The 20,500-nt window shown below is 28.2% G+C and carries 17 protein-coding genes; 16 read left to right on the forward strand and 1 reads right to left on the reverse strand.

Annotation, left to right across the window (positions count from 1 at the left end; all coding sequences use genetic code 11):
- Window positions 1-2 precede the first annotated feature (2 nt).
- The 11 genes from infB to BVAVS116_RS04085 all read left to right on the forward strand — a co-directional run bounded on the left by infB (window position 3) and on the right by BVAVS116_RS04085 (window position 14,367).
- Complete coding sequence (gene infB, locus BVAVS116_RS04035; RefSeq protein ID WP_006068999.1) at window positions 3-2,552, forward strand: translation initiation factor IF-2; 2,550 nt, start codon at window positions 3-5, stop codon at window positions 2,550-2,552.
- A gap of 23 nt (window positions 2,553-2,575) precedes the next feature.
- Window positions 2,576-2,938, forward strand: coding sequence for a 30S ribosome-binding factor RbfA (rbfA, locus tag BVAVS116_RS04040; protein WP_006068870.1), 363 nt, complete (start codon window positions 2,576-2,578; stop codon window positions 2,936-2,938).
- A 2-nt stretch (window positions 2,939-2,940) separates the two neighbouring features.
- The gene (truB, locus tag BVAVS116_RS04045; RefSeq protein WP_006068781.1) at window positions 2,941-3,789 is read left to right on the forward strand and encodes a tRNA pseudouridine(55) synthase TruB; all 849 of its coding nucleotides are present in this window, start codon (window positions 2,941-2,943) and stop codon (window positions 3,787-3,789) included.
- A gap of 174 nt (window positions 3,790-3,963) precedes the next feature.
- On the forward strand, window positions 3,964-4,230 hold the full coding sequence (gene rpsO, locus BVAVS116_RS04050) for a 30S ribosomal protein S15 (RefSeq protein WP_006068531.1): 267 nt from the start codon (window positions 3,964-3,966) through the stop codon (window positions 4,228-4,230).
- A 14-nt stretch (window positions 4,231-4,244) separates the two neighbouring features.
- Window positions 4,245-6,413, forward strand: coding sequence for a polyribonucleotide nucleotidyltransferase (gene pnp / locus BVAVS116_RS04055; RefSeq protein ID WP_006068500.1), 2,169 nt, complete (start codon window positions 4,245-4,247; stop codon window positions 6,411-6,413).
- Between the two features lie 6 nt (window positions 6,414-6,419).
- Complete coding sequence (locus tag BVAVS116_RS04060; RefSeq protein WP_006068388.1) at window positions 6,420-7,967, forward strand: hypothetical protein; 1,548 nt, start codon at window positions 6,420-6,422, stop codon at window positions 7,965-7,967.
- Window positions 7,942-9,231: an LptF/LptG family permease gene (locus tag BVAVS116_RS04065; RefSeq protein WP_040351351.1), complete on the forward strand. Its 1,290-nt coding sequence runs from the start codon at window positions 7,942-7,944 to the stop codon at window positions 9,229-9,231. The genes BVAVS116_RS04060 and BVAVS116_RS04065 overlap by 26 nt, the downstream gene beginning before the upstream one ends.
- The gene (locus BVAVS116_RS04070) at window positions 9,228-10,295 is read left to right on the forward strand and encodes an LptF/LptG family permease (RefSeq protein WP_040351352.1); all 1,068 of its coding nucleotides are present in this window, start codon (window positions 9,228-9,230) and stop codon (window positions 10,293-10,295) included. Before BVAVS116_RS04065 ends, BVAVS116_RS04070 begins: the two co-directional genes overlap by 4 nt.
- Window positions 10,296-10,323: 28 nt before the next feature.
- Complete coding sequence (tgt, locus tag BVAVS116_RS04075) at window positions 10,324-11,451, forward strand: tRNA guanosine(34) transglycosylase Tgt (RefSeq protein ID WP_006068706.1); 1,128 nt, start codon at window positions 10,324-10,326, stop codon at window positions 11,449-11,451.
- Window positions 11,444-12,964 (forward strand): murein biosynthesis integral membrane protein MurJ, encoded by a 1,521-nt coding sequence (murJ, locus tag BVAVS116_RS04080; protein WP_006068964.1) that lies wholly within the window; start codon window positions 11,444-11,446, stop codon window positions 12,962-12,964. Before tgt ends, murJ begins: the two co-directional genes overlap by 8 nt.
- Window positions 12,961-14,367, forward strand: coding sequence for a HEAT repeat domain-containing protein (locus BVAVS116_RS04085; protein WP_006068827.1), 1,407 nt, complete (start codon window positions 12,961-12,963; stop codon window positions 14,365-14,367). The genes murJ and BVAVS116_RS04085 overlap by 4 nt, the downstream gene beginning before the upstream one ends.
- 24 nt (window positions 14,368-14,391) lie before the next feature.
- Here the strand turns inward: BVAVS116_RS04085 and coaBC are convergent, their stop codons facing one another.
- A complete protein-coding gene (gene coaBC / locus BVAVS116_RS04090; RefSeq protein ID WP_006068390.1) occupies window positions 14,392-15,564 on the reverse strand; it encodes a bifunctional phosphopantothenoylcysteine decarboxylase/phosphopantothenate--cysteine ligase CoaBC in 1,173 nt (390 codons plus the stop codon).
- A gap of 114 nt (window positions 15,565-15,678) precedes the next feature.
- On the opposite strand from coaBC, the gene BVAVS116_RS06220 reads away from it, so the two are divergent.
- From BVAVS116_RS06220 to murC, 5 genes are read left to right on the forward strand one after another with little or no spacing between them, the layout of a single operon-like run.
- Entirely contained in the window at window positions 15,679-15,831 is a 153-nt protein-coding gene (locus tag BVAVS116_RS06220) for a hypothetical protein (protein WP_006068286.1), read from the forward strand.
- Window positions 15,832-15,888: 57 nt separating this feature from the next.
- Window positions 15,889-17,220 carry a sodium/pantothenate symporter gene (gene panF, locus BVAVS116_RS04095; RefSeq protein WP_006068515.1) on the forward strand — a complete coding sequence of 444 codons (1,332 nt, stop codon included), beginning with the start codon at window positions 15,889-15,891 and terminating at the stop codon, window positions 17,218-17,220.
- A gap of 12 nt (window positions 17,221-17,232) precedes the next feature.
- On the forward strand, window positions 17,233-18,180 hold the full coding sequence (locus BVAVS116_RS04100) for a pseudouridine synthase family protein (RefSeq protein ID WP_006068393.1): 948 nt from the start codon (window positions 17,233-17,235) through the stop codon (window positions 18,178-18,180).
- The gene (locus tag BVAVS116_RS04105) at window positions 18,149-19,096 is read left to right on the forward strand and encodes a hypothetical protein (protein ID WP_006068835.1); all 948 of its coding nucleotides are present in this window, start codon (window positions 18,149-18,151) and stop codon (window positions 19,094-19,096) included. Before BVAVS116_RS04100 ends, BVAVS116_RS04105 begins: the two co-directional genes overlap by 32 nt.
- Window positions 19,086-20,492 carry a UDP-N-acetylmuramate--L-alanine ligase gene (gene murC, locus BVAVS116_RS04110; protein ID WP_006068986.1) on the forward strand — a complete coding sequence of 469 codons (1,407 nt, stop codon included), beginning with the start codon at window positions 19,086-19,088 and terminating at the stop codon, window positions 20,490-20,492. The genes BVAVS116_RS04105 and murC overlap by 11 nt, the downstream gene beginning before the upstream one ends.
- The last annotated feature ends 8 nt before the right edge of the window (window positions 20,493-20,500 follow it).

A 20,500-nucleotide genomic window follows, 5' to 3' on the forward strand; every position in this document is an offset into this window, starting at 1 on the left:
GGTTGTCGACAAATATTGATGATATTAAAAATGACGATGGTAAAAAAATCAAGGTTATTAAGTTAAGAAAAAAGGTAGTAAAGATTGTAACGCATAACGATTCAAGCGGTAAAAATAATTCAAATAATTCTATTGATTTACATAAGCACAGCAACAAAGCTGAATATTCACAAAACATAGATAGTAGAACTGGTGGGTATTCACAAAATAGAGATAACAGAGTTGGTGGATATTCACAAAATAGAGATAGTAGAACTGGCGGATATTCACAAAATAGAGACAGTAGAGCTGGTGGATATTCACAAAATAGAGACAGTAGAACTGGCGGATATTCACAAAATAGAGATAGTAGAACTGGTGGATATTCACAAAATAGAGATAGTAGAACTGGTGGGTATTTACAAAATAGAGATAACAGAGCTGGTGGATATTCACAAAATAGAGATAACAGAGTTGGTGGGTATTCGCAAAACAGGGACAGTTTGGCCTCTCAATATCAAGGTCCGACAAAGAAAGCATATGTTGCTAAAAATAACTCTCAAAGTAAATATACCACCCCTGTGTCTTTTAGAAGAGTTATAAAAACTAAGGTTCCTTCTATTGTTAGCAGTTCACCTTCAGCAGATTCTGAGAATAGCAAAGAGTTAAATCGTAAGCTTGGTGAGAAGAAAAAACAACAACAAGAAAGTCAAAAAAGCTATAAGAGAAAAAAAGCAGAAACCGAGAGCAAAACAATTGAACAAAAAGTTTTTGAGCAACTTCAAAAAAAGAAAAGAGAAAATTTAGCTAACCCCATTCCAAAATCAATTGACATTATGGGCAGCATTACTGTTTCTGATCTTGCAAGAAAGATGAATTTAAAATCTTCCGATTTGATTGCTAAATTAATGGCTTTGGGTGTAATGGTGACTATCAATGAAAAGATAGATTCTGATACGGCAACTATTTTAGTTGAAGAATATGGTTCAAAGGTTAATGTTGTTTCTATTTATGATGAAACGGTTATAGAAGAAGAAGTAGAAGATCAAAGTAAAAGAATTGAAAAGCCCCCTGTTATTACAATAATGGGTCATGTTGATCATGGTAAAACCAGGCTACTTTCTGTGCTTCAAAATATAGATATAAATCAAACAGAGTCTGGTGGTATTACTCAGCATATTGGAGCTTATACTATTGTTTATAATGACCGAGAAATAACATTTTTAGATACCCCTGGCCATGAAGCTTTTACTATGATGAGAAGTCGTGGAGCTCAAGTTACAGATATTGTTGTTCTTGTTGTCTCAGCAATTGATGGTGTTATGCCGCAAACTATTGAGGCTATTAATCATGCAAAAGAAGCAAATGTTCCGATTATTGTTGCTATAAATAAAATTGATTTACCAGATTCAAATCCCGATAAGATTAAACATCAGCTTTCAGAATACGACTTGGTACCTGAGGATTGGGGGGGAGACACTATTTTTGTATTGATTTCTGCTCTTAAAAATATAGGGATTTCTGAACTTCTTGATATGATTCTTTTGCAGTCAGATATGATGTTATTAAAGGCAAACCCATCTAAAAGAGCTATTGGAAAAGTGCTTGATGCCAAAATTGATTTGGGGCGCGGAATAGTTTGTTCTGTTATTATTGAGAATGGAACCCTTTATGTGGGAGATTCTTTTGTAGGTGGTGCATGCTATGGTAAAGTTAAGGCATTAATTAGCGATAAGGGTGTTTCTGTTAAGAGCGTTGGACCCGCTAAAGCTATTAGTGTTTTGGGATTTTCTTCAATGCCTCAGGCTGGAGATCCTTTTCAAGTAACTAAAACTGAAAAAGAAGCAAAATTGATTAGTTCCAAAAGACAAGATCTTAAAAAATATGAATCTTCTAAAAATGTAAAGAAAGTTACTATGTTAAATCTTTATGATTCAATCAAAGAAGGAACACTTAAGGAGCTTAAAATAATTTTAAAAGCAGATGTTCAAGGTTCAGTTGAGGCTTTAAAGAATTCTCTTGAAAAGTTAACAAACGATGAGGTTCGAGTAAGAGTTGTGCATTCATCAGCAGGTGTAATAACTGAAACAGATATTAGCTTTGCTTCAGCAAGTGATGCTGTTGTTATTGGATTTCATGTGAGACCCACTGTAAAAGCCCAGATACTCGCAGACCAGGAAAAAGTTGAGATTAGAAAGTATAATGTTATTTATGATGCTATAAATGATGTTAAATCAGTTCTTGAGGGGATGCTTGAACCAGATGTTGAGCAGCAATTTATTGGATTTGCTGAGGTGAGGGCTGTAATCAATGTTCCTAAAGTCGGGGTAATAGCCGGTTGCTATGTTTCTCAAGGGCTAATAAAACGAGATGCGATTACTAATGTGATGAGGGATGGTTTACAGATTCATTCTGGTAAGATTTCATCTTTAAAGCGATTTAAAGATGATGTTAAAGAAGTTGCTGAGCAATATGAGTGTGGCATTATGATTGATAATTATGCTAATATTAAAGAAGGAGATGTAATTGAAGCATTTGAGTTAAAAAAGGTAAAAAAATCTTTTAAAACTTAGTATTGTTTTATTTATATGTTTTTATGTATAAGAATATAAAAAAGTTTAAACTCGAGAGTTTAATTGCTCAAGAAATTGGCAATTTAATCGTGAGTAGGGGAATTAAAGATCCCAGGATTCATTCATTTTTAACTGTGGTTAAAGTAGAATTTTCAAAAGATTTAATAAATGCCAAAGTGTTTATGGGTTCGATCAAGGAAGGTGCTTCTTTGGACAACGCAGTTAAAGCTTTAAATAATGCTAAAGGATTTATTCAAAGTCAAATTGTTAAGCGAGTTAAAGTTAGAAGTACCCCGAAGTTATTATTTATTAAGGATGATTCTCTTTCTAAATCATTTTATGTTAATAAAATAATTGAAGGATTAAACATTCCAAGAGAGAATTAAATTTGGAAAATGGATTCCTTTTAATTGATAAAGAACAAGGCAAAACTTCTTTTGAAACTCTTTTTCCTATAAAAAAATATTTTAATACAAATCGTGTTGGGCATGCTGGTACACTTGATAAATTTGCAGGTGGAATTTTGATTGCTCTTGTAGGAAAATATACGAAACTTGCAAACTACTTTATTTCTTTAGATAAAGAGTATGTAGCAGAATTTAGATTTGGGATAGAAACAGATACTCTTGATCCAAATGGGAGAATAGTTAGTAAAACAGATTATATCCCTAATTTAGAGGATATAGCTTTAAAGCTTAAAGATTTTGTGGGAGAAATTTATCAAAGCCCACCTAGATTTTCTTCTGTTCATATTGATGGTAGTAGAGCTTATAAACTTGCTTTGGATGGAAAGTTTTTTGAAATTAAAAAACGAAAAGTAAATGTTTATGATATTCAAATATTAAACTATGATTTTAACTCTTCTTTACTTAGCTTGAAAATTAGTTGTTCAAAAGGTACTTATATTAGGAGCATTGCAAGAGATTTAGCTTATTCTTTAAATTCTTGCGCGTATGTTACCAATTTAAAAAGAACCAAAATAGGTATGTTTAAATTAAAAGATTCCACATTATGTAAAAATTTGAGTAAAACTTCCTTGATTAGTTTAGAATCTTCAATATGTTTTGAAAAGGTTTGCATTGATTCTAGCAAGATAAATCTTGTTAAAAATGGAGTTTATATTGAAATTCAAATCAATATTAATGAATTTAAGATTTTAAAATCCAGAGCGGGGGAAATATTAGCGGTCATTGAAGGAATAGGTTTAAATAAATATAAATATGTTATTATATTTTAATTCTATATTTGTTTTTTTAAAAAATTTAATAATTTTTTAAAAAAAATAATCTTAAAAGGGTAAATTGTTTTTGTGATTTTTAAGAAAAAATATTATAATCTACCGTAGTAGTTTAGTTTAAATTATAGCAAGAGGTTTGTTAGAGCTTTGCTATAATGGTATAGGAGTTGCTTTATGATAGATAAAAAGCAAAAGCAAAGAATAGTTTCTGAATTTGGGAAAAATGAAAGTGATACTGGTTCTGTTGGGGTTCAAATTGCACTTATTACAGGTAGAATAAAGTATTTAACTGAACATTTAAAGATAAATAAAAAAGACCATAGCTCAAAAAGGGGCTTGTTAAAGTTGGTAGGGCAAAGACGAAGCTTATTGCGGTATTACCAGAAAAAAGATTTAGAAGCTTATAGGATATTGATATCCAAACTTGGTCTTAGAAAATAAAAAGAGGTTGAATTTTGAGGAAAATATTAAAGTTGAAAGTAGGCAGAGACGAGTTAGTATTTGAGACTGGACTTATGGCTAAGCAGGCTAATGGTTCGGTTCTTGCAACTTATGGAGGATCTTCTGTTCTTGCGACTGTTTGTTGTTCAAGCAATGTGAGAGAAGATTTAGATTTTGTCCCTCTTTCTGTTGAATATAATGAAAAATATTATGCAGCTGGCAAGATTCCAGGAGGATTTATAAAAAGAGAGGGAAAGCCAAAGGATAAAGAAATACTTGTTTCTAGATTAATAGATAGACCAATGAGACCTCTTTTTGATAAAAGATTTGGTCGAGAAATTCAAGTAATTCCTACGACTTTAGCTACAGATCAGCTCAATCCCCCTGATATTGTTGGAATGAATGCTGCTTTTACGGCAGTTTTTTTATCAGATATTCCGTTTAGTGGTCCAATTGCAGCTGTTAGAATGGTTTATTTGAATGGTGAATTTATAGTAAATCCTTCCTTTGAAGAGATTCATGATTCTGATCTTGATATTGTTGTTGCGGGAAGTTTAAATGGAATTACAATGGTAGAAGGCGGTGCTAATGAGGTTAGTGAGGATATATTGCTATCAGCAATAGATGGTGCACATGAATATATTAAACAAATTTGCAATGCTCAAAAAGAATTTTTAGAGATTGTAGGCAAAAAGGAAAAACTTCCTTTAGCTTTTGAAGAAAAAATATTTGAATTTAAAGAAGAGCTTAGAGATTTTGTTTATTCTGATCTTAAAGAAGCTTGTTTTGTTAAGGGAAAGCTTAACAGAGATAAAGCTATAACTTTGCTGCGAAATAAGTCTTATGAGCATTTTTCTTCTCTTGAAAAGTTGACTGATAGTAATGAACCCCTTTTTAATAGAGCTTTTGATGATTTTGAGAAGGAGATTGTTAGAAATTCTATTCTTAACGATAAGATTAGAACAGATGGTAGAACTCCTAATGAAATAAGAGATATTATTGCAGAAGTTGATATTTTAAGTAGAACGCATGGATCTGCGCTTTTTACAAGAGGGGAGACGCAAGCTTTAGCAGTAACTACTCTTGGTACAAGCATTGATGAGCAAATAATGGATGATATTGATGGCGATAAGCGTCTTAATTTTATGCTTCATTACAATTTTCCTCCATTTTCAGTTGGTGAAACTGGCAGACTTATGACTGGTAGGCGAGAGATTGGTCATGGTCATTTAGCTCAAAGAGCTTTAGAATCAATGGTTCCTGGGAAAAACGATTTTCCTTATACCATTAGAGTAGTTTCTGAGATTTTGGAGTCTAACGGATCTTCATCAATGGCTACTGTTTGTGCTGGGAGCATGTCTTTAATGTCTGCCGGGGTTCCTGTTAAAAGGCAAGTTGCGGGAATAGCCATGGGGCTTATTAGTGAAGGGGATAAATATGTGGTTTTAAGTGACATTCTTGGGGAAGAAGATCATTTAGGTGATATGGACTTTAAAGTGGCTGGTACAAAAAATGGAATTACTGGATTTCAAATGGATATTAAAATTGAAAATGTTACTAAAAATTTAATGCGAGATGCCCTTGAGCAGGCAAGAGTAGGTAGGATACACATACTGTCTATTATGGATGCTGTAATTTCGGATTCAAGAGTTGGTATATCTAAGTATGCTCCAAAAATTATTCAGTTGCAAATTGATATTGATAAGATATCTCTTGTAATAGGGTCTACTGGAAAAACCGTTAAGGCCATAACAGATGAATTTGAAGTTAAGGTTCAAATTGAGCAAAATGGAAAAATTATTCTTTTCGGCGATGATGATTTTAAAATGCAAAAGGCCAAAGAAAAAATAGAAAGTATTGTAAGGGAACCAAAGATAGGTGAAGTTTATGAAGGAATTGTTAAAAAGATTAATAGCTTTGGAGCTTTTATTGAACTTACTCCCACAAAGGAAGGATTTTTAAGTACTCGTTTGAAATCTAGAGATAACAAGTATGGTTCTGGAAGATTTGGAAATAGCAATAGATATTCAAGATTTGGTGGTGGGGGAGATAATATAAGGGGTAATGCAGGGTTAGTTCGACCCTCAAAATTAGAAGAAGGTCAGCGAGTTAAAGTTAGAATAATTGATATAGACAAATTCGGAAAAATTGATCTTGAAATTGTTAGAGATAAAGATTATTAAAATAATATGAAATTTGTTTTGAGTAATTTATTTAAAGGTCGCCTTATATGCTTTGTCTTGTTTTTTTCCTGTCTTACTACAAATGGATCTATTCAAGATTCTCATATTAGTGATCTTGTAGAGGAAAAAAAAGAAGTAGTTATTATTGGTAATAATAATAATGTTATCAATAAGAGTGAATTTAAAAGAGACAATGTTGTCAATGAGAGTAAATTTAAAAGAGACTATTTAATAGGATTAAAAGATAATGAATCTTTTTTTCTTAGTAATGCTTTTTTAAAAGAAGATAATATTTATTTTAAAAAAGCTAGAGAAAGTTATGCTAAGAAAAATATTGGCTTGACAAACTATTATTTGAATAAAATAATAACTAATGAGAATCAGCATGGCAGAGAATTGCTAGCTAAGGCAAATTTGTTTTTTGGATATGTGAATTATGAGAATGGTTTTTATGATCTTTCTGAATATAATTTTGACCTATTTTTAAAAAATTATAAATATTCTCATGCCAGTTTAAGATCAGCTGAATTAAAATATCTTATTAAAGAAAAATCAGATGCAATTTCTGCATTTAAAGAGATTAATGAATTTTCTATTTCAGGTTATGACAAAGAGATTTATGATTTTTTAAGTAATAAGCTTGGGGTAAGTCATTTAAACTTAGAATCTTTAGGATTTCTTGACAATAGCGTTTTTGATGTATTTGTCTTTAATGAGAATATATTTGTAACTAATATATTGGGTGGTCTTTTAAGATATAATATTAAAAAAAATGATTGTAAAATCTACCTTAAAGACAAGAAAAGCATTTTTTTAAATGGCATTAGGGGTTTTGCTGATTATAATGGAACAATTTATATTGGGGGTAAAAATGTTGTTTATTATATAGATGATGCTGATGGAGATTTAAAGCAAATAAAGTCTCCTGATAATGCTGATTTTAGTAATATACAAGTTTTGCTTGGTGTTAAAAATGGAATATTTGTTGGTACTTTAAATTCTGGGTTATGGTTTTATGATTTAAAAAATTGGAAAAACATACCACTTGGATCTAATAAAATTTCTTCAATGTGTCTTGATAGTTTAAAAAATTTATTATTGGTTGGAACGGTTGATAAGGCTATTTATAGTATTAATGTCGATAATTTGAAAAAGATTAAACATTTGGATTTTTTTAGCAAGAACGATAATGAAAAAAATATTAATTTTATAAAAGGATATAAAGATAGCTATTTTGTTGGGACATATGGAGGGGGGCTTTTTGAATTAAATTTAAATAAAAATAACTATAAAAAGCATGTTATTGCTAATAATATTGATGTTAATTATTTTATGGATATGGAGATTAAAGATAAAAAATTGTTGTTTGCAACCTTTGATCACGGGCTATTGATTTATGATTATGAAAATGACAATTGGGATTATTTTGGTCCTAATAATGGGCTTCTTAATTTAAATTTAATAAAAGTTTCTAGATTTGAAAATTATGTTATATTGGGTACTCTTAATAATGGCTTGGTTTTTGTAGATGAAAATATTAAAAAACAGTTATGAGTCTTACATAATTACTGAATTTTTTAAATATTTTTTGATTACTTTTTTATTTTTCTTTTTCGTATTTTTTATAAATCAAATTTTATTCTTTATGAGAATACTTCTTCAAAATTATGTTCCCTTTTTTAAAGCTTTTGTTTTTATCGTATATTCTCTTCCTATGGTGATTGCGCTTTCTCCCCCTTTTGCTTCTTTGATTTCAGTAATTCTTACTATTCATAAATTCAAGATTCATAATGAAATTTTAGCTTTTCGTTCAATTGGTATATCAATTTTTGATTTACTTGTCCCATTTTTTAAATTAGGAGTAGTTATTGCTTTTATATCTTTTATATCTAATGATATTTTACTTCCACTTGGATCTATTGGTAGGTTAAAAATCTTTAATGAAATAAAAGAAGAAATTCCTCATTTGGTATTAAAACCTTATTCAAGCAAACAGTATGGAGATTTAATTTTTGTTTCTGGTGAGAAATCGGAAAATGGTTATAAAAATGTAACTTTTTTTGATAGTACTGGACTTAAGGGATTTGATAGAATATTTATGGCAAAAAATCTTGATATTAGAAAAGAAAATTTTCAAGTTTATTTTATTTTAAATGATGTTCTGTCTATTGCTTTAACAGACAGTGAGAGTGGATTTTATGATTATTTTTATGCAGATGAGATGAAATATTCAATTGATCAGGTTACATTTAGTGATAGTTTTTTATTAAATTATGTAACTCCTTCGCAAATGAGCATGAGAGATGTTATAAAATTAATTAAAAAGCAAAATAATTTAATTGCAGATTCAAATATAAAAAATAATCTAGAAGGGGATTTTTTAAGTTTAAATTTTTCAAATCTTTATTTGAATTATTTATACAATCAAAATTATTACGTGGATGAATCTTATGTCTTTGAAAATTTAAACTACATGTATAATTTAAATTTAAATTTTAAACCTTATCAAGATAAAAGTATGATTCAAAATTTGGCTTTGTTTAATCTTGAATTTTATCAAAAAATTAGTTTGCCACTTTCAGTTTTATTTTTCATTTTTTTGGCTTTTTCAATGGGAATGTATTCTAATAGAAAGTATTCTATTATTCTTGAGCTTGTAATTTCAATTATTGTTTGTGTTTTTTATTGGGTGATGTTTATTGGCGGAAAGGTTTATACTGTGCAGTATGCACCAAATCCTATTGTTGTTACTATTTTGCCCAATTTGATTTTAATTGTTGCAGGAGCAATTCTCTTTTTGAGATTATTAAAAAAATGAAAATAGATAAGCTTTTTGTAAGAAACATCATTCTTACTTTTTTATCCATGAACTTACTTTTTATGGTTTTAATTATGCTTGGTGATTTATTTGTCAATCTTCTAAATTATCTTGAAAAGGATATTGGTTTTAAGGATATTCTTTATATTTATTATTTGTATTTGCCAAAAGCTTTCTCAGATGGAGTCGCTTTATCTTTTCTTTTTGCTATTTCCAATCTTATTGGTAATCTTTCTATGAGAAATGAAATAATAGGTCTTTTTAGTTGTGGAGTTTCACTTACCAGAATATTAAGGCCAATCATTTTGATTAGTGTATTTATTTCGGCTGCTCTTTTCTTTTTTGATAATTATTTAGTAATAGATACTGTAGCAAGAAGAGATATTCTTATTAAGAATAGCATTGGTGATAGTAGATCTATTGATAAAACTATAATAATTAGAGATCTTGCTAGGGAAATTTATAATATTAAATCTTATGATATTGATGAAAATACTTTTTCTAACTTAATGATTATAATTAAGGACAATAAAGATGAGTTTCAAAAAAGGTATGATATAAATAAAGCTGAATGGAAGAATGATAAATGGAAACTACATGACATTAGAGAGTTTGTTAAGGTTGGTAAAAAAATTAAGGAGAATGCCTACGATGTTCTTGATGGAACAGGAATTATTAAGTTAGAGCCTGATTACATAAGAACTGTGATGCTCTCGTCAAAGGCATTAAATTTCACTAAACTTATTAATTGGATAAATTTTCTCAAAACTGAACAGTTAAATTATTCTGATGCATTGTTTGATTTGTTAAATAGGATATTCTTTTCATTTAGATTGATTCTTCTTAGCTTTACTGTTGGGTTTATTGCTCTTGCTCTTAAAAAAAATATTTTTATACTCAGTTTATTAAATAGCATTGCTTTTGCTGTTGTTTATGTCATTTCTATTGTAATTTTTAATTTTTTAGCGGATCTTGGTTATTTACATATATATGTGGCAAGTTCTTTTACAACTATATTTTTTTTGATTATTAATTTTTTTGTTTATAGGATTGTTAGGAAGTAATATATTAATGATTATTTAGGATGTTTATATGTTTAACGTAATTAAGAATGACAAACATTCTAGTGCAAGGGTTGGATTTCTAAATCTTCCTCACGGCAGGGTGGATACTCCTTGTTTTATGCCAGTTGGTACTTTGGGGGCAATGAAGGGATTAAAACATGCTGTTCTTGAGAAATTAGAATGTAATTTGATGCTTGCAAATACTTACCATCTATATTTAAGACCGGGAATTAAAACTATTGAAAAATATGGTGGTCTACATAATTTTACAACTTGGAATAAAAATTTTTTAACTGATTCGGGTGGATTTCAGGTATTTTCTCTTTCTGGTCTAAGAAAAATTGATCTAAAAGGTGTACATTTTAAGTCTCATCTAGATGGATCGTATCATTATTTTACTCCTGAAGGAGTATTTGCCATGCAAGAAATTTTTGGCAGCGATATTATTATGCCACTTGATATTTGCAGTTCTTATGGGATTGATTATAATGAAGCCAATTTATATACAAATATTACAACCAATTGGGCTCGTAGTACATTCAAATCCTATAAAAATAAAAAAGAGGGATACAAGGGGCTTTTATTTTTAATAACTCAGGGAAATTTTTTTAAAGATTTAAGGAAAAGAAGCATCAATGATATATTAGAATTAGACAGTCCAGGCATTGCCATCGGAGGTATTTCTGTTGGCGAGCCAAGAGAAAAATATTTGGAAATTCTTGAATATAGTTCTTTGTTGATACCAAAAGAAAAACCAAGATATGTAATGGGCATTGGTACTCCCCATTACATACTTGATGCCATATACTATGGCATTGATATTTTTGATTGTGTTAATCCTGCAAGAATTGCTAGGCATGGGACTCTTTTAACAGATAATGGAATGATGCGCATTGGTAGAAAGGAGTATAAAGACGATACTTCTCCAGTAGAGAAAAATTGTGGTTGTACTTTATGTACAAGGTATTCAAGAGGATATTTAAGGCATTTAATAAAATCTAGAGAGCTTTTTGGAATAATTTTGGCAAGTGAGCATAATATTTACTATATGTTTCGATTGATTTCAAAGATCAGAACCGCAATTCTAAATGATAATTTTTTAAACTTTAGAACTTCATATTTAAAAAAGTATGAAGAGGGAAATTTCGATGAATAAATATGTTGTTTCTACAGTTTTGGTCATGATTTCTACCTTTTTTTCACGAATAATAGGGTTTGCAAAGGTAAAGATTTTCTCTTATTATTTTGGCGCAAATCTTGATGCTGATATTTTTAACTATGTTTTCAATATTCCCAATAATTTACGCAAAATTCTTTCAGAGGGCGCAATGACTTCAGCTTTTTTGCCTGAATTTACATATGAAAAAGACAAATCGCACGAAAAAGCCGTTTCTTTTTTCAGAACGGTTGTAACCTTTAATGTTATTTCTATTGGTTTAATTGTTTTAGTTATGATTATTTTTTCAAAGCCTATTATTTATTTTCTATCTTATTATAGGGGAGAAAACTTAATTTTTGCAAGTTCTGTATTTAGTTATTTGGTATTATATATTTTACTAATAAGTTTATCATCAATTTTCATATCTGTTCTAAATTCATATAAAATTTTTTTTATTCCTTCATTTTCACCTATTATGCTTTCTTTTGGAATAATATTAAGCGTATTTTTATTGTATGGCCATTTTGGAATATATAGTGCTGTTATTGGTGTGATTTTTGGGGGGTTTTTACAATTTCTGATTCCGTTTGTAAATTGTCTTGTTATTGGTTTTGTCTGGAAACCAACATTTTATTTTAGAGAAAAAGTATTTTTAAATTTTTTAAGTAGATGGGTTCGCATGATTTTTGGATTTTCTATTTCAATTATTACTCAGCAGATTTCATTTGCATTAGCATCTACTCTTGAAATAGGAAGTGTTTCTATTCTTAGTAATGCTATAGTTTATTATCAGCTTCCTGTAGGAATTTTTTATATTTCTATTGCAACAGTAATTTTTCCTAAAATGGCAGAGTATGCTGTTTTAGGAAATAATTTAAAATTAAATACTCTTTTAGTAGATGGAATTAAAATTTTATTATTAATTTTTATTCCGGTGTCTTTTTTGATGTTTATTTGGTCTGATTATATTTTAAATTTATTTCTTATGGGGGGTAAGTTTTCTATTTATGATACTCAAAAAACAGCAGGTGTTTTGAAGTGTTTTCTTTTAGGATTGCTTTTTTATTCGATGTTTAGTTTTTTTCAAAAATATTATTTTTCTATTCGCGATGCAAAAACACCATTTTATTTGAGTGTTTTATTTTCTATTCTTGATATTGTACTTTCTGTTTTTGGTATTAATTATTATGGTTTGAATGCTTTGGCATTAGCTCAATCTATTTCTTTTATGATTTGTGTAGTTGTTTTTTATTTTATAATATTAAAAAGTGGAGTTAAAATTGATTTAATTGAGATTTTATTTGTCCTTTTAAAGTCAATTATTACACTTTTTCCTTTATATGCAATTTATTTTTTTTTCCAAAAGTTTCAGTGGGATGTAGGTTTTAGTTTTAAAAATCTTTATTTTTTAATTGCAGCAGGAGTTGTTAGTATTTTTATTTTGCTTATTTGTTATCCTGTTTTAGGAATAAATAAACTTTTTAGGTTTATTAGGAGGGATACTTTATGAAATATTTTAATTTTTTATTTTTTTTACTTATTTTAAATATGTATGCTCAAAATGTTAATTCTCCATCTCCCCCTAATCCCCCTTTGTTGCCCAAAATCACAGAAAATAAACTTGAGAGAGAAAATTCTCCTAAAGGTGATAATTTTTCTAATATTAGTTTAGATGGTAAGTATGTTAACGATACAATTCTTTATGGGCTTGATAGTCAAGTTACAAACATTATAAAGGCTCTTAAAAAGTCAAGCGATAGTCAATATAATTTTTCTCTTAAAAAAAGATTGGAAAAAACCTTTAATGCCGAGATTAAAAAGGAAATACTTGAATTGTTTATTTCTCTTAAGTATTCAGGAGGCATTGATACGGCAAATTATATTCTTGAAAATTATGAAAGTAAAAGATATTCAAATGCGTTATTTGGTTTGGCAATTTTATATCTTAAGGAATTTGATGATAAAGAGAAATTAAAAAAAACTCTTGTTGAGATTCTTGAAAATAAAGAGGGTAATGTGGTATCTATTGCAGCTTATTATTTGGGAGAGCTCAATTCTCTTGAGTATTCTAAAAATATGATGGAAGTTTTTGAAAAATATTCTGGAAATGATGGTGCTAGAAGAGAAATACTTATTGCTCTTGGAAAAATGGTCGCTGTTGATTATCAGAATAGAATTTATGAAATTTCGTTAGATAATTATGAGAATCCGTCAATTAAGGCTGCTGCAATTGAAGCGTTGTCATATATTGCTCCAGATAAAGTAACTACAAATGCTGATTTGTATCTTCAGAGTAATAACAATAATTTAAATATTAAATTGGCTATTATTGCTTCTTTGTCTAAAGATCCTTCTTTAAAGTCCAAAGAGATTTTACAAGGATTTTTAAGAGATTCTGATGACAATATTAGATTTAAAGCTATTAATGCAATTAAAGGACATAAAGACTCTTCAGCAAAGGATATTTTGATTTATAAGGTTAAAAGCGATCCATCTCTTAAGGTTAGGGAGGCTTCTGCAAAGGCTTTAATTGATATGGATCTTGGGGATATTGAGATAAAAAATATTATGTTTGATTTGAAGATTGACAATAATTTTAAAATTTCGATGTTTAGCTACCTTTTAGATAAAGATTCTCTAAAAGCATTGTCAATTGCTTTAGAAATTGTTAACAAAGAAAATGTTAATAGACCTTCAAATGTTTTAAAAGGTATTGCTTCAATGTTGGCTGCTAAAAAGGGTAATTTTGATAATTTTTATTCTAAAATCATTGACAGTAAAAATGTTGATTTAAGGCATTTTGCATTAAAAGGAGCTGTTTATAATAAATCTTCATTACTTTCTGATAAACTTAAAAAAATTAAAAGTGAAACGAACTCTGAATATATTAAAATGCTTTTAAAAGATTATTGATTGTTAATAAACCGTTAAGTAGTATTAGTACAAAATTTTTAAAATTTCTTTAGCTATTTCTGATTTTTTCATTTCTGGGAGTTCTTTTATGCTTTGTTTATTTATTATATAAACTTTGTTTAAGCTTGAACCAAAATATTTAAGTTCATTTGCAATGATAAAGTCCAAATTTTTCTTTTTTAATTTTTCTTTGGCTTTTTGAATTAAATTTTTAGAATTCTCGGCGCAAAATCCAACAACAATTTGGTTTTTAAGTTTATTGTGTCCTATGTGTTTGATTATGTCAGGATTTTTTACTAATGTTATATATAATTTTTTGGTTTTATTTTTTTTAATTTTATTATTGAAAATGTGTTTGGGCCTAAAATCGGCAACAGCCGCAGCTCCAATTATTATTTCAAATTTATTATATATTTTGAGGGCTTCTTTGTACATTTCTATTGCGGTTTTTATTTTTATAATATTGACCCCTTCAGGTTCATTTTCATTGGTTGGTCCTGTAATAATTGTAACTCGAGCTCCTAATTTGACAGCTTCTTGTGCCAGACAAAATCCCATTTTCCCAGTTGATGTATTTGAAAAATAGCGAATTGGGTCTATTGATTCTTCAGTTCTGGATGCTGTTATTAGTATTTTTTTGTTTTTTAGGTAATTTTTTTGATTAAATTCATCCAATATTATTTTTACAATCTTGTCTTCATTTTTAAGGCGTCCTAAAGCATTCGGTGAGCATGCCAAAAATCCTTTATCAGGCTCAATGAATTTATAATGATGATTTTTAAGTTTTTTTATGTTTTCTTTTAAAATAGGGTTTGAATACATTGCGTTGTTCATTGCTATTGCAAAATAAGTAGGTGCTGTGCTTGCTGATATTATTGTAGTTAATGCATCATCAGCAATTCCTGATGCAATTTTAGATATTGTATTGTAGGTAGCAGGAATAATAAGAATTAGATGAGCCCATTTTGCAATTTTAATATGTTCAACCTCATTATGATCTAAATCCCATAAATTAGTAATTATTTTGTTTTTAGAAATGGTTTCTAAAGTTAGTGGAGTAATAAATTTAGTTGCATTTTTTGTCATTACAACTTTAACACTGTATCCTAATTTAACCAAACTAGAAACTATGTAAACTGACTTGTAAGAGGCTATGCCTCCACATATACCAATTAATATATGTTTGTTTTTATTCATATAATATATTATATAATATGCATGATGTTTGAATTTGTAAATTTTGATGCCCTTTTGCTAAGGTTGTTTTAAATGAAGAATAGAATTTTGTACGCTATATTATTATATGTTTGTATGTTTTTTTTATGGATTTATTTTGCCTATTTTATCGACACATCAGCTGCTATATTTAATATTCCTTTGTGGTTTTTTGGGTCAGGAATTTTGTTTCCCAGTGTAAATTTTTTTTTGGTTTGTTTTTTTATTTTAGTAATTAGTAAAACTTAATACATTGTTGATATTTTTTATTTTTATATTCCTTAAAAAAGGAATAGAGGTAGTTTTTTGTTATTAAATAAATATTTTCTTGCAAATCGAAATATTAATTTTATTGTTATGGCCTTATTATTTTCTTCTAGCTATATTAGTGCTAGTAGTTTTATTTCTGGTCCTTCTGCTGTTTACAAGTATGGGTTATCTTTTATATTATTAGCCACTATACAAATTCCTACAACTTTAATTGCTTTTATTATTGTTGGTGAGAGATTAAATCGTGAGTCAAAAAAAATTAATGCAATAAATATTATTGATTATATTAGATATAGGTATAAAAGTGATTTTTTAGCATTAATTAGTGGATGTATATTAATTTTTTTTTCAATGTTTTTGATTTCTGCCCAATTAATAGGTGGTGCTAAGCTTATAGAGGTTTTTTTAGGCATTAATTATATAGCTGGTCTTTTACTTTTTGCTTTATTAATTTTTATTTATGTATTTTTTGGTGGATTTAAGGCAGTAGCTTATACAGATTTGATTCAAGGATTTTTAATGATAGTTTCATCTGTTATTTTGTTTTCCAAAATGCTAGATTTGGGAGGAGGTATTAATAATTTGTTCAAGACAGCAATGTCTATTTTAGATAAAGATCTTTTAATTCCTTCAAATGTTGATTTAAAGCCACAATATATAATTTCTTTTTGGATATTAATAGGAATAGGAATATTAGGTCAGCCTCAGGTTATTAATAATTTTATAGCATTTAAAGATGAAAATGCTATAAAATTTTCTCTTCCAATTTCTACTTTTATTATAAGTTTTTTAATTATTTTGATGCATTTAATGGGATTTTTTGCTATTATTCTTTTTCCAGATTTAAATCCAAATGATAAAGTTGTTTTAAATGTAGCTTTAAAAGTTTTAAATCCTTTTTCTCGTTTTATGTTTTTTATAGGTCTTTTATCTGCAATAATGTCCACAGTAGATTCAAATTTACTTTTAATAACGTCTGTTTTAATGAAGTTAATAATTTATAAAAAAGATTTAAAAGAAGATATAAAGGTTAAACGAGTAATAATGATTTCTAATGTTTTTTTTATTTTAATAATACTTGTATTTTCTTTTTTCCCCCCCAATTTTTTATTCTTCGTTAATATTTTTGCTTTTGGGGCTTTAGAAGTTTCATTTTTTTCTATTATTGTTTTTGGACTTTATTTTAATTTCGTAAGCAAAATAGCAGCATTGGCTTCTATGTTTTTAGGCTTGATGTTTTATTTGTGTATTTTATGTTTTGGTTTGAATATTTGGTTTTTTCACCCCGTTTTTCCATCATTTTTTGTTTCTATATTAACATTTGTAATAGTTAATTTTTTTTGTAAAAAATATAGCAAAGTTTATTAGGATGGATAATTCTTGCGTTTGGATAAATATATCTTTTTAGAAGTTTTTGCCAATGATAATGGCAAGCGATTAGATTCAATTTTAATTAAAATTTTGAATTTGTCTAAAGTTAGGATAATAAAACATATTAGAAAGGGTGATATTAGGCTTAATGGTCTAAAATCACATTTTTCATGTAGAGTTTGTAAAGGTGATAAAATTTATTTGTATAAATCTTTAGCTCAAAGTTTAAATTTAACTATGGATGAATATTATAAAAGTAATATTGATTTTCAATGTATTCCAAAAAGAATAATTTATGAGGACAGCGATTTACTTGTTGTGGATAAGCAAAGAGGCATTTTAGTTCATGGGGGTAGAAACTCTCTTGATTTTTTAGTGAATGCTTATCTTTTAGGGGAAAATTTAAGATCTCTAAGCTTTAAACCCTCGGCAGTTCACAGGCTTGACAGGAATACTTCTGGTATTATTATTTTTGCAAAAAATGTAAATGCTGCAAGAAGGCTAAGTGTGGCATTTAGTAGTGGAGCTATAACTAAAAAATATTTTGCAATACTTTTGGGCGAGGTTAAGTCAACTGTTGTTTATGAAAATCATTTATTTAGAGATAAAAGGCTGAGAAAAACTTTTGTTTTGGAAAATAAGAAGTTTATTAATGCAATTACAAAGGTTAATCCAATATTGTCTTCCAAGAAAGCTACTCTTGCCGAGATTGTTATTGAAACAGGTTTTACTCATCAAATAAGAGCTCAATGTTCTTTTAACAATCATCCTTTAATTAATGATAAAAAATACTATGATAAATTCAATAAAAGCAATTACTTTTTACATGCTTTTTTGGTAAAATTTAATGGGGCATTTTTTAAAAAGAATGCATTTTACGCTAAGCCTAGTTTAGAATTTTTAAAGCAAGTAAAAGATATTTTTGATGTCTATGAATTTTCAGAATTTTTCAAATAATTTTTTTTTAAAAAAAATATTAAGCAAGGTTAAAAACTTTACAACTAGCATTAAGCATAAATTTGTTAAAGTGAAGGTTTATGCATTGGTAGGATCTGCTGGCACTGGTAAGAGTTTTAGGTCACATTTGGTAGCAGATAAATATTCAATACCCTTAATTATTGATGATGGCGTGTTAATTAAAAATATGAAAATTATTGCTGGGAGTTCTGCTAAGTTTGAAGATAATGTTTTCAGGGCAGTAAAGCGATCTGTATTTGAAGATGATGCTCATTGCAGTGAAATGCTTGAGGTTCTTGGAAGAGAAAAATTTAATAAAGTTTTAATATTAGGAACAAGTCTTAAAATGATAGATAAAATAATCTCAAGACTTTTATTGCCAAATGTTTTTAAGATTATTTACATAACAGATGTTTCAACTAGGCAGGAAATAGAAAAAGCAAAAATTTCAAGGCAAATGGGGGAGCATGTTGTACCAGCAGCAGCTTTTGAAATAAAGTCTGTTAGACCTAATTTGTTATTAAATCCAATCAAAGTTTTTTTTAAAAGCGGATGGTTTTTTACTAGGAAGAAAAATTATATTCGATCTGTTGTAAGACCTCATTTTTATGAAGAAGGGGTTTTATCTATTTCTAAAAGAGCTGTAAGGCAAATTATTGAACATTGTGTTTCTGAATATGATAGAAATTATATTGTTTATGATCTTAAAATCAAAAAAGACGGGGGTAATTACCTTTTTAAGCTATTTTTAAACATTCCCCTTGGAAATAATTTGCTTAATAATACAGAAATGCTTAGAACTTACATTATTACTAATGTACTTAAGTATACAATAATCAATATATTATCTATTGATATAGTTATACATAAATTTTATGACAAAAAAGATTATTTAGAAGAGAGCTATGAAGATTGATTTTGATAGTGTGAATAATATTTTTTTTGTAGGAATAAAGGGGAGTGGAGTTTGTTCTCTGGCTTGTTTTTTAAATGCAAAAGGGTATTATGTAGAAGGAATAGATATTCCTGATAAATTTTATACTGATAAGATTTTAAATAATAATAAAATATCTTATTATGAAAATATTTATGAATTTTCATTAAAAGAGCTTGATAGGTCTTTTGATTTAATAGTATATTCTTCAGCTTATGATAAGGATGGTTTGCAAGTTTTACTTGAAGCAAAAGAATTAAATATACCTATTTTGTCTTATCCTGAGGCTCTCGGTGAGCTTTCTAGAAAGTACTATAGTATTGGAATTGCAGGTTCTCACGGCAAAACCACCACTACGGCATTTTTAGGTATTGTTTTTAACAAATTGGGATTAAATCCTAATGTTATTGTGGGATCAAGTGTAAAAGACTTTGGAGGTAATTCTGCAATAGCTGGTATTAGCAATATTTTTATTGTTGAAACTTGTGAGTATAAAAAACATTTTTTACATTTTAGTCCAAATATGCTTATTTTAACTAATGTTGACTACGAGCATGTTGATTTTTTTAAAAATTATGAGTCTCTTGAAGATGCTTTTTTACAATATATTAATAATTTAAAGAAAAATGGAATATTAATAATTAATTCTGATGATAATAATTTGCTTAAAATTAAAAGGCAGATCAGCAGAAAGGATATAAATATTTTTAGCTTTGGATCTAGAGATTTGTCAAATTTTCAAATAAGTAACATTGTAGTTAAAAATGAATATTTTTGTTTTTCTTTTTTAGGCTTGCACAATGTTGAACTTAAGACTGTTTTATTTCATAACATATTAAATTTTTCAGCAGCACTTTTAGCTTTAAATCTTTTTTTGGAAAGCAATGGAAAATCAATTTTTGATTTTGAAGATGCTGTAAAGAGAATTGCAAAAAATTATAGTGGTATTAAAAGAAGGGTTGAAGTTATTAAAGAGGAAAAGGGAGTGGTTTATATGGACGATTATGCTCACCATCCTAGGGAGATTAGAGATACGCTTTTAGGTATTAAAAATTTTTATAAGAACAAGCGTATAATTTTGGATTTTATGCCTCATACCTTCACAAGAACAAAAGAATTTTTTGATGATTTTGTGGAGGTTTTAAGTGATGTTGATATATTAATTTTGCACAATATATATCTTTCTAATAGGGAAAATTTTAATCCAGATGAACTTTCTATTAATTTGTTTTTAAATATTAAAAAAATAAATGAAAATACTTATTTTTTTAAAGATGTTAAAGACTCTATTAATTTTATAAAAAGTTTATTAGTATCAGGAGATTTGTTTATTACAATGGGTGCTGGAAATAATTTTATTTTACACGATTTTTTGTAAGGGTATTA

The sequence above is a fragment of the Borreliella valaisiana VS116 genome, from assembly GCF_000170955.2.
In the GTDB taxonomy this organism is placed as follows: Bacteria; Spirochaetota; Spirochaetia; order Borreliales; family Borreliaceae; genus Borreliella; species Borreliella valaisiana.

Excerpts from the sequence above, each read along its gene's own strand:
- BVAVS116_RS04085 (WP_006068827.1), top strand. The coding sequence starts at position 12,961 with ATGAAATATTTTAATTTTTTATTTTTTTTACTTATTTTAAATATGTAT.
- BVAVS116_RS04060 (WP_006068388.1), top strand. The coding sequence starts at position 6,420 with ATGAAATTTGTTTTGAGTAATTTATTTAAAGGTCGCCTTATATGCTTT.
- rpsO (WP_006068531.1), top strand. The coding sequence starts at position 3,964 with ATGATAGATAAAAAGCAAAAGCAAAGAATAGTTTCTGAATTTGGGAAA.
- BVAVS116_RS06220 (WP_006068286.1), top strand. The coding sequence starts at position 15,679 with ATGTTTTTTTTATGGATTTATTTTGCCTATTTTATCGACACATCAGCT.
- BVAVS116_RS04105 (WP_006068835.1), top strand. The coding sequence starts at position 18,149 with ATGTCTATGAATTTTCAGAATTTTTCAAATAATTTTTTTTTAAAAAAA.
- rbfA (WP_006068870.1), top strand. The coding sequence starts at position 2,576 with ATGTATAAGAATATAAAAAAGTTTAAACTCGAGAGTTTAATTGCTCAA.
- murJ (WP_006068964.1), top strand. The coding sequence starts at position 11,444 with ATGAATAAATATGTTGTTTCTACAGTTTTGGTCATGATTTCTACCTTT.
- BVAVS116_RS04065 (WP_040351351.1), top strand. The coding sequence starts at position 7,942 with ATGAAAATATTAAAAAACAGTTATGAGTCTTACATAATTACTGAATTT.
- BVAVS116_RS04070 (WP_040351352.1), top strand. The coding sequence starts at position 9,228 with ATGAAAATAGATAAGCTTTTTGTAAGAAACATCATTCTTACTTTTTTA.
- coaBC (WP_006068390.1), bottom strand. The coding sequence starts at position 15,564 with ATGAATAAAAACAAACATATATTAATTGGTATATGTGGAGGCATAGCC.
- tgt (WP_006068706.1), top strand. The coding sequence starts at position 10,324 with ATGTTTAACGTAATTAAGAATGACAAACATTCTAGTGCAAGGGTTGGA.
- murC (WP_006068986.1), top strand. The coding sequence starts at position 19,086 with ATGAAGATTGATTTTGATAGTGTGAATAATATTTTTTTTGTAGGAATA.